We start from the raw sequence: 14,030 nt of genomic DNA, 5'->3' as shown, positions 1-14,030 counted from the left end.
ACGGAGTTCCCTTGAATACGGTGAGGCCGTCGAGCACGACGCCTTCGACCGCGCCTGCGGTGGTCTTCACGACAGACCCCATGATGGGCGTCCTTTCGGGGGATCGGGCCCATCCGTATCCCACGCGCGACAACGCGGCAAAGGGGTCGAACGAGGGTCGTCCGGATTATCGGGTCGACGCGCGGTGGATTCATTTCCTGCATTCACCGGGTGAATTCCCGATTGCCGCCCGTGCTCGGAGGCAGCACCCCGGTGACCCGTCCTTGACACGTTCCGACAACGCTGACGAGCATGAGCGCCATGACCCTCGAGGCGGATCGCAGCAGGTGCTGCGCGCCTGGAACCTGCGTCGGCTGCTGGAGTGCCTGGAGCACGGCCCCACATCGCAGGTCGAGCTGGCCGCGACGTCGGGGCTGTCCGAAGCAACCGTCTCCAATCGGGTCCGCGTGCTGCTCGAGGACCGGCTAGCGGTCCAGGAGGCGGGCCTGCGGAACGGGCGGCGCGCCAAGCTGCTCCGGCTGCCCGATCCGCACCGTGCCTGGCAGGTGGGGATCGACATCGGCCGCACGCGCATCAGGGTGGTGGCGTCGCCCGGACCGGCGGATCCCGAGGGTGCGCCGGACGGCCGGGGGCCGACGTACGAGGCGGCGATCCCGGTGCCGTGCCCCTACTCACACGCCATTGACACGGTCGCGCGCCTGGTCGACCGGTGCGCGGCGGACGGCCGGACCCGGGCAGACCTGTCCGGCGCCGTCATCGCCGTACCTGGCCTGGTACGGGTGAGCCGGGCGCGCAGGGCCTGTTGGGCGAGGGCTACCACCAGCACATGGGCTGGGGCAGCGTGCCCTTGGCCCGCGACCTCGGTGCCGCGCTGGGGACCGAGGTCGCGGTGGAGAACGACTGCAACCTCGCGGCGCTGGCGGAGATGCACGCGGGGGCGGCGCGGCCGTACCGCGACTTCATGTTCGTGCTGGGCGAGGCCTACACCGCCGGCGGCCTGGTGCTGGGTGGGGAGATCTACCGGGGCGGCGGGGGTGTCGCGGGCGAGTTCGGGCACTGCGTGGTCGAGCCGGGCGGGCGGCCCTGCTGGTGCGGCCGGCGCGGGTGCCTGGAGACGGTGGCGGGCGAGGCGGCGCTCCTCACCGAGGTCACTGGGCTCACCGGCGGCTCCGGGATCGCCGGCGTCACCGGGGTCACCGGGCTGTCGCCGCGCGCGGGGTTCGGGACGCCGGCTGCCGGTGCGGAGGCCGGGGAGCCGGGTCCGCAGGGCGCGCGGGTCGACCCGGCGCGCCGCGGGACCTGGCGGAGATCGTGGCGCGGGCGCTGGCCGGCGATCCGCCGTGCCAGGCGGCCGTCACCAAGGCGGGCATCGCGATCGGCTCGCTGGTGGGCGCGGTGGCCACGCCGCTGGACCTGGACTGCGTGGTCGTCGGCGGCACTCTCGCCCGCGCCGGAACCCTTCTGCCGGAAGCCGTCCGGGCGCATCTCACGCTGTACGTCGGGCGCCTGCACCCGGCCACCGTCGCGGTCCTCGCCGCCGAGCTGGGCGACGACGCCCCGTTGCGCGGCGCGCTCCTCCAGGCACGGCACACGAGCCTCGCCCGGTCCGGCGGACCGAGCCGGTCCTGAACTCCCGCGGGCGGGCGGCCTCGTGGCTGGGACGCCGTCCGAGATGCCGTCTGCGGCACCGTCCGTGATGCCTGCTGCGACGCGGCACGAGGGCAGTTCGGGAGATGTACGGGAGAGGCGTACGAGAGGCACGGGATAGGCACACCCTGCGCATTGACTGCCGGTCTGAGCGAAAAATACCTTCGCGTCATGACAACGGTGGGGGACATTCTGGTGATCGGTGCCGGTCCCGGCGGCGTCGCGGCCGGTGCCCGGCTACGCCGGGCGGGGTACGACTTCCTGATTCTGGACCGGGGTTCCGAGGTCGGCGGGACCTGGCGCGACAACAACTATCCAGGCTGTGCCTGTGACATCGCGTCCTCGCTGTACTGCTTCTCCTTCGCGCCGAATCCCGACTGGAAACGGGCCTACGGCGAACAACCGGAGATCCGCGACTACTTGCAGCGCACCGCACGCGATTTCGACGTAATGCGCTCGATCCGCTTCAACGAAGAAGTGAAGTCGGCCCGGTGGGACGGGCAGGCCTGGGAGGTCAAGTCAACCGGCGGCACCTACTCCGCCCGCGTGCTGATCACCGCGACCGGGCCGTGGAGCGCGCCGCTGGTCCCGGAGTTGCCGGGTCTCGACCAATTCCCCGGCGAGATCTTCCACTCCGCGCGCTGGAATCACGATTACGACCTCAAGGGGAAACGGGTCGCGGTCATAGGGACGGGCGCGTCGTCCGTACAGTTTCTGCCGATGGTGCAGCAACAGGTGGACAATCTCTATCTGTTCCAGCGCACCGCGCCGTGGATACTGCCGAAGTCGGACTACCGGCTGTCGAAGCTCGAGAAGGGCCTGTACCGCAAATTCCCCCGGTCGCAGAAGGCGATGCGGACGGTGCAGTACGGCATCCTGGAGTCGCTGAGCTACTTTTTCCGCCACCCGCGGGCGATGCCGGCGCTGCAGAAGGCGGCCCTGTGGAACATCCGCCGCGGGGTCAAGGACGAGGCGCTGCGCGAGATCCTCACACCGGATTTCGTCATGGGCTGTCGGCGCGTGCTGCTGTCCAACACGTACTATCCGGCGGTCGCCGCGGACAATGTCGAGGTCATCCCGCACGAGTTGGTGCGCGTCGAAGGCGACCGCGTGATCGGGGCGGACGGCACCTCGCGCGCGGTGGACGCGATCCTCTTCGGCACCGGATTCCACTACAGCGACCCGCAGATCGCCGCGAAGGTCAGCGACGAGAAGGGCCGTACGCTCGAAGACCTGTGGAAGGGAAGCCCCGAGGCCTACCTCGGCACGTCCGTGCACGGCTATCCGAACCTGTTCATGCTGCTGGGCCCGAACATGGGCTCCGGCACCGGTTCGGCGATAGCCGCGATCGAGGCCCAGGTCCGGTATGTGCTCAGTGCGCTGGACACCATGCGGGACAGGGGCTGGCACAGCGTGGACGTACGCGCCGGGGTGCAGGACGAGTACAACGCCGAGGTCCAGAAGGCGCTGAGCTCGACCGTCTACAACCCGGTGGGCTGTACGGGCAACTACATCGACCGCAACGGCCGCAACAGCACGATCTGGCCATGGTCGTTCGTCCGACTGAACCGGCGCATCAAGGAGTTCGTCCCGGACGAGTACCACGCGGTCGCCGGCAAGGAGTCCGCGATGTCCTGACCGCAGCTCGGCACGGACAAGCCCCGCGCGCCCGGCGCGCGGGGCTTCGCGTGTGCTCAGGCGTCGGCGGACGTGAGGGGCCCGCGGGACGCGTCGGACCGGTACCGGGCCTCGACGGGGCCGTCCAGTGTCTCGTGCCGGGGCCGCAGTGCACCGGTGACGAACAGTTCGCGCATGTACGTGCGCCGCTTCTTGCCGCTCGTGCTGTGCTTGATGGTGCCCGGTTCGACGAAGCAGATGTTCGCGACCGCGACTCCCGCGTACTTGCTCAGGTCGGCGATCGCGATCCCCGCCAGGTCGGCCGGAGACAGGTCGGGCGCCGCGGCGCCGCGGTCGTCGCCGCCGGACTCCCCCTGAGATCCCGTGAGTTCGGGTCGTTCGGCCGGGGCGGGGCGCTCGGGGCGTGGACCGAGTTCGTGGAGCATGACGACGTGCTCGCCGTCCGCGCACTCGACGCCGAAGGCGACGGTGTTGCCGGCCGCGAACGCCGGGTGCAGCGTGCCGAACCGCGCCTCGAGGTCCTGCGGGTAGATGTTGCGGCCCCGGACGATGATCAGCTCCTTGAGTCGCCCGGTGATGTAGAGCTGTCCGGCGGAACGGACCGCCAGGTCGCCGGTGCACAGGAACGGGCCCTCGCCGCCGGCGGTTTGCCCGCCGAAGACCGCGGCCGTCTCCTCGTCCAGCCCCCAGTAGCCCATCGCCACGCCCGGACCGCGCAGCCAGACCTCGCCCACGCGCCCGTCCGGCAGCTCGCGGCGGGTGCCGGGGTCGACGATGCGCGCGTCGTAGCCGAAGGGGTCGGGGCCGCTGGAGACCAGCGCACGGTACGCCGACTCGTCCAGCGGGCCGCCGTCCGGTCCGGTCTTGCCGGTGGCCACCGGCACGAACTCCCCCTGTTCCAGGGCCTCCGCGTGTACGTCGGTCACCACCGGGTCCTGTCCCGGCGAACTTCCGGTGATGAACAGCCCCACCTCGGCCATGCCGTAGCACGGACACATGGTCTCGGCCCGGAACCCGGCCGGTGCGAACCGCTCGCGGAAGGCGGCGATCGTGCCGGCGTGCACGGGTTCGGCGCCGTTCGCCGCCACCAGCCAGTTCCGCAGGTCGAGTCCGGCGGCACGCTCCGGGGACACCCGCCGCACGCACAGGTCGAACGCGAAGTTGGGGGCGGGGCTGAGGCCGGAGTGGTATCGGCTGATCAACTCCAGCCAGCGGGAAGGGTCCCGAAGGAATGCGGTCGGCGTCATCTTGACCGCCTGCCCTCCTTGGCGAAGCGCGCTCAGCAACCCGCCGATCAGGCCCATGTCGTGGTAGAGCGGGAGCCAGCTGACCGTGTTCATGCGCGGCGGCAGGTGGAACGATCGCTCGATGAGGTCGATCGTGAAGACCAGGTTCTCGTGCGAGAGCATCACTCCCTTGGGCTCGGTGGTCGAGCCCGAGGTGAACTGAAGCATGGCGAGGTCCTGTCGACGCACCGGCCGGGGCCGCCAGTCGGCCGCGCCGCCGAGTGCCGCGGCGTCGGTCGCGACGCAGCGCAGTTTGCCGCCTTGGGCCAAGTCGGCCACGAGCGGGAGGTGTTCGGCGTCGATGAGGACGACCGATGCGCCGGACGCATCCAGGATCCGCTGGAGACGGCGGAGTTGGCTGCCACTGCTGTTGAGCGGCAGCGGCGCGGGCACCGCGGCGACGCCGGCGTACAGGCAGCCGAAGAAGGCCGTGGCGAAGGCGGTCCCGGTCGGGTAGAGCAGCACGGCGCGGTCGCCGGGTGCGCAGTTGTCGGCCAGCCACGCGGCGATGCCGCGTGCCCCGGCGTCGAGTTCGCCGTACGTCAGGGTCGCGTCCGGGTGCGCCGGGTCGTCCGGCACACAGGTGACCGCGTGGCGCGACGGCACTTTCGCGGACAGGTTCCGGACGTCGCGGACTATGGTGTCGAACTCGTCGGCGCCGGGGCCGTGTGCGGGCCACCCGGGATGCGGGCCGCTGTCCCAGGCCCCTCCCGGGTCGGTGACGTCGACGGGCACGACGTGGTGCTCACGCATGGTTCCTCCTCGGATCCGCACGGTTCTGGTGGTCCGGCCCGGTGACGCGGTCCGGCCCGCGAACTCGCGGGCGGAAACGTGTCGTTCACCCGCCTCGGGCGGCGCCCGCACAGGGCCGGGGAGCGTCGGCGCCGCACTTGCTCCGGCAGGACTCGGGCACGGAGCACAGGCATCGGGACGGGGCATCGGGGACCGGACGTCAAGGACGAGGCATCCGGGGGAGGTAGCGGGGGAGCAGACGGCGGAGTCCGTGGACCGGGGCCGTCTTCACCCGGTCCGCGGTGGTCGAACCGCGGGATCCCCGGCGGACGCCGCCGCTGTACTGCACGGGCGGCATCGCCGGGGCGGCGGGGGTCAGCTGTGCTCAGGCATGTGTTCCCTTCAGGTCGGCGTGGTCGCCGGGCGCCGCGGGTGTGGTCTCCGCGGGTACGGCCGGCTGCGGCCGCCGGGGCATCCAGACCATGGCGATGACCGCGCTGACGAGGGCGACTCCGGCACCGACCCACATGGCCGCGGACAGGGCGTCCAGGAACGCGGCGTGCGCGGGCCCGGCGAGTTCCGGCGCCGCGCGCAGCGTGCCGCTGAGCGACGACGCCGACTCGTCGGACAACCCGTCCCCGGCGGAGCCGAGTTCGCTGCGGTACACACTGCCGAGCACCGACCCGAGGACGGCGATGCCGAGTGCGCTGCCGGTCTGCCGCATCGTGTTCGCGATGGCGGACCCCGCCCCGGCCCGCGCGCGCGGCACCTCGGAGAGCGCCACCGCGATGACCGGGGAGAGCGTGAGCCCGAAGCCCATGCCGGTCACCGTCTGCGCGATCTCGAACGCCCACAGCGGGGTGTCCCGGTCGACCGTCGCGTAGTACGCCAGCGCCGCGGCCATGAGCAGCGCGCCGGTGGCGACCACCGCCGCATGGCCGAACTTGGCCGTCAGGGCGTCGCTGCGCGCTCCGCTGACGAGCGCGCCGATCGCCACCGGCAGCATGAGCAGACCCGACTCCAGGGGCGTGTAGCCGCGCGACACCTGGAGGTAGAAGACCATCACGAAGCCCCCGCCCAGCACGGCGAAGGCGGAGGAGAACAGGACCGTCGACCCGGCCGCGAACGAGCGCTTGCGGAACAGGGACAGGTCCAGCGAGGGGTTGTCGATGCGGCGCTCCACGGCGAGCAGCACCACCAGGATGACGACGCCCGCGGCGATGGGCACGAGCACGACCGGGCGCAGCCAGCCGTCCGGTTCGCCGCCGGAGATGATGCCGTAGACCAGCGCGCCCACCCCGGCGATGGACAGCGCGACACCGGCCAGGTCCAGGCGGCCCGGCGACGGGTCCCGGGTCTCCGGCACGTACATCACGATGAGCACGACGGCGGCCAGCGCGAGCGGCACGTTGACCAGCAGTACCGATCCCCACCAGAACCCGCCGAGCAGCGCGCCGCCGACCACCGGGCCGGACGCGATGGCCAGGCCCGCGGACAGCGACCACAGCGCGACGGCCTTGGCCCGCTCGGCCTCCGGGAACACGTTGGTCACCACGGCCAGCGTGCAGCCGGGGACGACGGCCGCGCCGATGCCCATCGCGCCGCGCCAGACGATCAGTTGCGTCGGGTCTCCCGACCACGTCCCGATCGCGGACGCGACGGTGAAGAACAACAGGCCCGCGACCAGCACCCGGCGGCGTCCGTAGCGGTCGCCCAGGACGCCGGCGGTGAAGAGCAGGGAGGCGTACACGAGGGTGTACGAGTCCATCGACCACTGCAACTCGGCGTTGGACGCCGAGAGTTCCTTCTGCACCTCGGCCAGCGCCGCCGTCATGATGTTGTTGTCCATCACCGTGATGAACATGCAGAGCATCATCACGAGCAGGATCAACTTGCGGCGCGGGTGCCCGGTGTCCTGCGGCGTCGCCTCGGCCGTCACCGGCGTACCTCCTTGACGTCCGCCGGACGGGCGGCGGTGCCCCGTGCCGCGGCGTGCGGCTCCCGCGGTGTCCTTCGCAACGCTTCGGTGCTGTGCCGTGGCACTTCGGCGCCCCCTCCGTCGGTCCAGCCGATTGGTCGCGCCGGGGATCGAGAGCGCCGGAACTGCCCTCTGAGCGTGCGTGACGGACCCGGGGCATTTGCCGGGCGCCTCGGGCCCCTGGACGTCTCCACGCACCCGACGCTGTGCTACCCCCGTGCCGAACGGCCAGTCCTCGCAAAGGAATCCGGGCCGTCCGGGCCGTGTGCTGAAGGCTACCGCCGGGTAGGACGGTCGGCAACGACCCCGCCCCGGCCAAAATTCGGCGTCGTCACGTGTCGATCCGGCCCCCGCTCCGCGCAGGTGGCGCCCGGCGCGGAAGATCGGGAACGGCGTTCCGATCTTGGCCTGTTCACGACGCCGGCACCCGCGCCCTCCGGCGTTCGCGGCCACGCGAGCGGCACCCGCGGGCCGCCACCGGTCGCCGGCACGCCGTCCGGCCATGCCGCCGCAACGATTCTTCCGACGCACCGGCCGACTCGCGGCAAGCTCCCCGAGCCATCCGGAGAAAAGCCCTCCGAAAGCCCGCGGGCGCGCCGGATATCCGGCGGCAAGTCCGACAACAGTTCCCGGGGCATGTGGGTCACGAAGAGCCCGGCCCCCATCCCGACCGAGACCCCGGCCTCGGGACGCATCCCGAAGTTCCGCCTCCCGCCGGAGTATTCCGCACCGCGCTCGCTTCCACACGCCGGCTCCCCGAAATCCATTCCTTGACCTCTTGAATTCAATGAATTCAATTCCCGAAAAGCCGCCCATTCGTTATCGCGAATCATTGACGGACGCAGTTCTTCCTCTATACGTTGCGGCGAGTCCCGCTCGTTGAGGAAGGTGGGCATGGCAATCCTCCGCCTGGTCCTGCGACGACTCGTCTCCTCGGTCCCACTCCTGTTCACCGTCTCCACACTCACCTTCGCCCTCGTGTCCCTCGTCTCCAGGGTCCCCGGCGATCCCGCCCGGACGATCGTGGGACAGCACGCGACCGAGCAGCAGTACGCCGAGGTCCGCGACCAACTCGGCCTCGACCATCCCCTGCCGGCCCAGTACTGGAACTGGCTCGAGCGCGTCACCGGACCGCATCCGCCGCAGTCGCTCGCCGACGCAGTGAGCGGCGCGTGGGCGTCCTTCGCCCGGACCTGCGAACCGGGCCCCGGCCGACCGGTGTTCGCCGCGGACCGCGCGGGGGACGCGGGAGCCCCGCAGATCATGACCTTCGACGCGCGGTCGCACGTGGCAGCCGGTCCGCTCGCGGACGTTCGGCAGCTGACGGCCAAGGACACAGCCCCGCATCCGCCCACCGAGGAGGGACGCCCCACATGACCGATTCCCCGCCCCTGCCGGCCGGTGGCTGCTGCCGTTCTGGCCGGTGCTCGACGGCGTCACTCTCGACCGCGACCCGCTCGCCGCGGCGGCGGCCGGAGCCGCGCGGGACGTCGACGGGCTCCTCGGCTGGACGCGCGACGAGGCCACGTTCGCCTTCGCGTTCGACCCGCATGTCGACGCCGCCACGACGGCCGGGGGTTACCGACGGGTTCTTCCGTACCCCGGGCCTGGCCCTGGCCGAAGCCCGTGCGAAGGACGATGTGCCGCTCAGGCTCTACCAGTTCGACTGGGCGACCCCGAGCGCGGAGGGCCGGTTCGGCGCAACCCACTGCCTGGACCTGCCGTTCACGTTCCACAACGCCGAACGCTGGTCGCACGCCCCGTTCCCGGCCGGCGCGGACCCCGAGGAGGTCGAGGCACTCGGCACCGCGATGCACCGGGCCTGGATCGCGTTCGTGCGTACCGGCAACCCGGACCATCCGGGGATCCCGCACTGGCGGCCGTACGACGAGGACACGTGTGCTGTGCTGCGCTTCGACACGGCCATCACATCGAGCGCACCGTTCTCCCTCGAGGAGCAGTCGACGGACGGCGAGGACCGACTGCGTTGAGGGGGTGGCCGCGCACGAGCGCACTACCGTGCGGCGGTTCGCCGACGGTCGGCGCGCGGCCTCCGGGCCGGCGCCGCTCAGTCCTCGACCGGCAGGCCCGTCACCAGGTGCACATGGTCGAGGCTCGACGGGGCCAGGTGCTTGTGCAGGGCCTGGAAGACCCGGCGGGCATCGACGGCGTTCCAGTCGTCGGGCAGGAGTTCGGTGGGCAGGCCCGGGTCGAGGTAGGGCAGTCGGCGCCATTCGGTGAGCATGGGGACGTACACGCGGAAGGCGGGGTCCGGGCCGACCGGCGGGCCGGTGGCCAGGGCTTCGGCGAGGGGGCCGTACGTGGCGGTGAACTCGGCGTACTGGTCCTCTATGGCCTTGAAGTCCCACCATTCGCTGACCGCGGTGTGCAGGTCGGAGAACGCGGCGTAGTCGCCGGCGAAGAGGTGGACGTAGTCGCTGAGCCCGACGCGCGTGAGGGTGGAGCGCGCGTCGTCCAGGAGGCGCCCGGGGGCGACCCAGACGCCCGGGGACGCCTTGCCGAAGCCGAGCCAGGTCAGCCGCGAGCGCAGTTGGTGGCGGTGGGCCCGCTCGCTCTCCGGGACGGAGAAGACCGCCACCACCCAGCCGTCCGCGAGGGCGGCGGGCTCCAGGTTGCCGAAGATGCGGCGGTCGCCTTCGTCGAAGACGGGGCCCATGGCGTCGCCGAGGCGGTAGCCGGTGCCCGTGCGGCGCTCCTGGACGAGCGTGCCGCGCTTCTTGAGGCGCGAGATCGCGGACCGGACGGCCGGCGCGTCGACGTCGAGTTCGGCCATCAGCGTGATCAGGTCGGCGATCGAGATCCAGCCGCCGCAACGTCGGACGAACGCACCGTAGATGGTGTTGATGAGGGAACCGGGTCGCGTCGCGCTCTCGCCCATGACCGCCTTCCTGGATTGTGCCGCGGTGATCCTACCCAGGGCCGGTCCCGAGGGTGGTTCCGGGCCGTGATCTCGGCGCCGGGTGCCTGACGGAGGGTGCTGAACGACGGGTGCTCACTGACGTATGCTCAGCTACCGGCTCGGCCCGTGCCCGCCGACACCGCCCCGCTCACCTCGGCGGCGAACCGGCGGTCGGAGATGGCGACGACGGGCCGGCTGATGCCGCACAGCGTCGTCAGTTCGTGGGCGCGCAGCAGCGGCATGGTGGTCACGACCACGCCGCCCGCCCGCAGTACGCCGAACCAACAGGCGACCAGCCAGGGGTTGTTGGGTCCGCGCAGCAGGACGCGGTTGCCGGTCACGAGGCCGAGGTCCTCGGTGAGGACCTGGGCGACCTGGCGTGCGCGGTGCAGGAGGCCGCCGTACGTCCAGGTCTCGTGCGCGGTGACCAGGCAGCGGCGGTCCGGTCCGAATTCCGCGATGCGGTCGTCGAGCAGGGACGTCGCGCAGTTGAGCCGGTCGGGGTAGTGCAACTCGGGCAGTTCGAAAAGCAGTTCGGGCCACTGTTCGGTGGGCGGTAGTCGATCGCGACAGAAAGTGTCCGCGTGTGCGGATGGGGACAGCTCCATGCATGCCACCTCGTCCTGGTGTCAGCGGGTCCACCGTCAAGTTATCCCTCAATCCTGACGACAATCAACGGTACGCGATATTTGTTCGGTGCCAACCTGCGAAAATCACCCGGTCGGCCCCGTACGACGCACAGCGCTGGAGCGTGAGATGGACGTGATCGTCGGCACCGCGTACGGCAAACTCCGTGGGACCGCCTCGGACGGCGTCACCCGTTTCCTCGGAGTCCCCTACGCGGCACCGCCGTTCGGCGCGAACCGCTTCCGGCCGCCGCGACCGCCGGCCCCCTGGGACGGCGTCCGCGACGCGGACGCCGTCGGCCCCACCGCCCCCAAGGCCCCCTACCCGGCACCCCTGCACGACCTGCTCCAGGAGATCGCCGTCGACGGCGAGGACTGCCTCAACCTGAACGTCTGGGCACCCACGGGAACGGTGGCCGCTCCGGTCATGGTGTGGATCCACGGCGGCGCGTTCCGCAACGGTTCCGGGTCCGCGCCCGTATACGACGGATCGGCTTTCGCGCGCGACGGCGTCGTGTTCGTGACGTTCAACTACCGCCTCGGCGTCGAGGGCTTCGCCGAACTCCCCGGCGCGCCGCGCAACCGCGGCCTGCTCGACCAGATCGCGGCACTGACCTGGGTGCGCGACAACATCGCGGCGTTCGGCGGCGACCCGTCCCGCGTCACCGCCTTCGGCGAGTCCGCGGGCGCGATGAGCGTGGCCACGCTGCTCGCCATGGACCTCGGGCTGTTCCACCGGGCGGTCGCGCAGAGCGGGGCGGGGCAGATCCTCCAGGAGCCCGAGGACGCCCTCAAGGTCACCGCCGCCGTCGCCGCCCGGCTCGGGGTCGCCCCCACCGCGGAGGCCCTCGCGGCCGTCGCCCCCGAGGACCTCGTCGCCGCCCAGGCCGAGGTCGCCGCCGAGGTGGCCGCCGCTCCGGATCCGCGGCGCTGGGGCGCCTCGACGGTCCACTCCGGCATGGCCTTCATGCCGGTACGCGACGACGCCCTCGTCCCCCGCCCGCCCGTCGAGGCGATCAGAGCGGGCGCGGGCCGCGGCGTCGACCTTCTCATCGGCTCGAACACCGACGAGTTCCGCCTCTACCTCGCGCCCGCGGGCCTGACCAAAGTGCTCTCCGAGGCGACCGCCGCGCGCGTCCTCACCGGGCTGGGCATCGACCCGGGACTGGCCGCCGCGTACGCCGCGAACCGGCCCGACGCCCGCCCGGGGGACGTGGCCGCCGCCGTCGCGACCGACGGGTTCTTCCGGATCCCGGCGTACCGCGTCGCGGAGGCCCGGGCCGGGCACGCCGCCACCTGGGTCTACGAATTCGCCTGGCAGTCCGGCGCGGTGGGGCTCCCCGACGAACTCGGCGCGTGCCACGCCCTGGAGATCGGGTTCGTGTTCGACACCCTCGGCCGACTGGACGGCGCCGGCCTCGCCGGACCGAACCCGCCGCAGTCCGTCGCCGCGCGATGCACGCCGCGTGGGTCGCCTTCGCCCGGGACGGCGATCCGGGCTGGCCCGCGTACGACACCGCGACGCGCCCGGTGCGGGTCTTCGACACCGAAACGCGGCTCGACCACGACCCCCGCCCCGACGAACGCGCCCTGTGGGCGGACCGCTGAGGCGTCCCGCGGAAGATCGACTTCACCGTTCCCCGGCGCATGCGGACGGGCCTGTGCCACGATCAACGTGTGGAGCACATCCGACGGTGACAGCGGCGGACGCCGACCGAGGCGCAATGCCCGGTGCGTCCGTGCACCCGGACGGAGGGGGGAAGACACATGGGGATCAAGGGCTATGACGTCTCCGACTACCAGCAGTCGATTCCGGACGACGCGCAGTTCGTGTTCGTCAAGGTCACCGAGGGCCGCGGCCACATCCAGGACAACTGGAGGGCGAAGGTCAAGGAAGCCCGGGCCCAGGGCTGCGTGATCGGCTACTACCACTTCGGCCGCAGCGACGTGCCGCCCGCCCAGGAGTTCGACAACTTCCGGCGCGAGGTCGTGAAGGAACTGCGGGCCGGGGAACTGCTGGTGTACGACTTCGAGCCGTACAACCAGGACGTCTCCGCCGCGACGGCCACCACCCGCAAGAACGAGTTCCTGCGCCTGATGAAGGACGCGTTCCCGGGCCACCGGTGCGGGATGTACACCAACGTCGACTGGTGGACGCGCACCGACGACAACCACGGCGACTTCCTCTGGATCGCCGACTACGTCGAACCGGGCAAGCCCGGGATCCGCGCACGGTGGATGTTCCACCAGTACACGGAAGACCCGATCGACACCAACTTGTACCCGGGCACCCTTGCCGAACTGCGCGCGTACGCGGGAGGCGGCACGATCGGCACCACCGCCGCGGGCGGCGGCACGGTCCTGCTGCCCGTCAACGGCTACCTCGCGGCGGCGGCCTGGCAGCCGGGCGACGGCGAGCGCGTCACGTACGGCAAGCTCATGAACGTCCGCACGCGCCGCATGCTGCAGGCCGCCGAGGCGATCCTCGGCCGCAAGTTCCGCGTCACCCAGGGCAGTTTCAGCACCGGCGTCAGCGCGAGCGCGGGCACCCACGACGGCGGCGGCGTCCTCGACCTCGTCCCGCTGGGCTACGACGAGGTCAAGGCCCTGCGCCGGGCGGGCTTCGCGGCGTGGAACCGCCTCAAGGCGGACGGCTTCCCCGACGAGCACATCCACGCGATCGCCGTCGGCGACCCGACCATGTCGCCGTCCGCGAAGGACCAGGTCGACTCGTTCTTCCGCGGACGCAACGCGCTCCGCGGCCAGGGGCCCGACAACTTCAGGCTTCGGGAGGCCGACCGCGTCCTCACCGGCATCCACCCCGACGAACCGCCGCCCGCCGCTCCGACCCCCGAGGAAGACGCCGAAATGTTTGCCCCGTACGAGTTCACCTCCGGCGCCACCACCATCCCCCTGGAGCCGTCCAACGGCGGGGCGATGAAGTGGGGGAGCCTCTACTTCGCCTTCAAGGTCGCGGAGGGCGACAACAACAACAAGCCGGTCGCCAGCGTGCGCATCGAGCTCCAGCACGACGACGGCCGCTGGTCGCTGTGGAAGCCGAACTTCGAGCAGACCGTGGACAGTCCCCGCTGGGTCGCGGTGCTGCCCGACGGGTACGCCGCGCTGCGCTTCTACACCAACGTCCGCTGTCACGGCTACGTGACGGGCAAGTCCAACGCCTGACCGCCACGCTGTGCGGCACC

10 protein-coding genes and 2 pseudogenes are annotated in these 14,030 nt (G+C 71.5%); 8 read left to right on the top strand and 4 right to left on the bottom strand.

Going from position 1 to position 14,030, the window contains the following annotated elements:
- Positions 1-80: 80 nt before the first annotated feature.
- The 4 genes and pseudogenes from ACWD12_RS21400 to ACWD12_RS21385 form a co-directional block, all read left to right on the top strand.
- A pseudogene (locus tag ACWD12_RS21400) lies at positions 81-449 on the top strand (winged helix-turn-helix domain-containing protein); the annotation flags it as partial.
- Positions 450-826: 377 nt separating this feature from the next.
- Positions 827-1,138 (top strand): annotated as a pseudogene (locus tag ACWD12_RS21395) (ROK family protein); the annotation flags it as partial.
- Positions 1,090-1,629, top strand: coding sequence for an ROK family protein (locus ACWD12_RS21390; RefSeq protein ID WP_450100934.1), 540 nt, complete (start codon positions 1,090-1,092; stop codon positions 1,627-1,629). The pseudogene ACWD12_RS21395 and the gene ACWD12_RS21390, both read left to right, overlap by 49 nt.
- Positions 1,630-1,818: 189 nt before the next feature.
- Complete coding sequence (locus ACWD12_RS21385; protein ID WP_358359900.1) at positions 1,819-3,285, top strand: flavin-containing monooxygenase; 1,467 nt, start codon at positions 1,819-1,821, stop codon at positions 3,283-3,285.
- Positions 3,286-3,341: 56 nt separating this feature from the next.
- Here ACWD12_RS21385 and ACWD12_RS21380 read toward each other — a convergent pair whose 3' ends face one another.
- A complete protein-coding gene (locus ACWD12_RS21380) occupies positions 3,342-5,324 on the bottom strand; it encodes a fatty acyl-AMP ligase (RefSeq protein WP_450100838.1) in 1,983 nt (660 codons plus the stop codon).
- Positions 5,325-5,688: 364 nt separating this feature from the next.
- Positions 5,689-7,242, bottom strand: a complete 1,554-nt coding sequence (locus ACWD12_RS21375) for an MFS transporter (protein WP_450100837.1) — start codon at positions 7,240-7,242, stop codon at positions 5,689-5,691.
- A 933-nt stretch (positions 7,243-8,175) separates the two neighbouring features.
- Between ACWD12_RS21375 and ACWD12_RS21370 the strand changes: the two genes are divergently transcribed.
- Together ACWD12_RS21370 and ACWD12_RS21365 are read left to right on the top strand one after the other, a co-directional pair.
- The gene (locus ACWD12_RS21370) at positions 8,176-8,658 is read left to right on the top strand and encodes a hypothetical protein (RefSeq protein WP_450100836.1); all 483 of its coding nucleotides are present in this window, start codon (positions 8,176-8,178) and stop codon (positions 8,656-8,658) included.
- Between the two features lie 173 nt (positions 8,659-8,831).
- Positions 8,832-9,272, top strand: coding sequence for a carboxylesterase family protein (locus ACWD12_RS21365; protein ID WP_450100835.1), 441 nt, complete (start codon positions 8,832-8,834; stop codon positions 9,270-9,272).
- Positions 9,273-9,349: 77 nt separating this feature from the next.
- On the opposite strand, the gene ACWD12_RS21360 is transcribed toward ACWD12_RS21365, so the two are convergent.
- Together ACWD12_RS21360 and ACWD12_RS21355 are read right to left on the bottom strand one after the other, a co-directional pair.
- Positions 9,350-10,180, bottom strand: a complete 831-nt coding sequence (locus tag ACWD12_RS21360) for a PaaX family transcriptional regulator (RefSeq protein ID WP_450100834.1) — start codon at positions 10,178-10,180, stop codon at positions 9,350-9,352.
- A 128-nt stretch (positions 10,181-10,308) separates the two neighbouring features.
- A complete protein-coding gene (locus ACWD12_RS21355; RefSeq protein ID WP_450100833.1) occupies positions 10,309-10,809 on the bottom strand; it encodes an AMP-binding protein in 501 nt (166 codons plus the stop codon).
- A 148-nt stretch (positions 10,810-10,957) separates the two neighbouring features.
- On the opposite strand from ACWD12_RS21355, the gene ACWD12_RS21350 reads away from it, so the two are divergent.
- Both ACWD12_RS21350 and ACWD12_RS21345 read left to right on the top strand, forming a co-directional pair.
- Positions 10,958-12,745: a carboxylesterase/lipase family protein gene (locus ACWD12_RS21350; RefSeq protein WP_450100832.1), complete on the top strand. Its 1,788-nt coding sequence runs from the start codon at positions 10,958-10,960 to the stop codon at positions 12,743-12,745.
- Positions 12,658-14,010 carry a glycoside hydrolase family 25 protein gene (locus tag ACWD12_RS21345; RefSeq protein WP_450100933.1) on the top strand — a complete coding sequence of 451 codons (1,353 nt, stop codon included), beginning with the start codon at positions 12,658-12,660 and terminating at the stop codon, positions 14,008-14,010. Before ACWD12_RS21350 ends, ACWD12_RS21345 begins: the two co-directional genes overlap by 88 nt.
- The last annotated feature ends 20 nt before the right edge of the window (positions 14,011-14,030 follow it).

This window comes from Streptodolium elevatio (genome assembly GCF_053592165.1).
The sequence above is the reverse complement of the archived record's forward strand: the minus strand, read 5'-3'. Positions and strand labels throughout refer to the sequence as shown.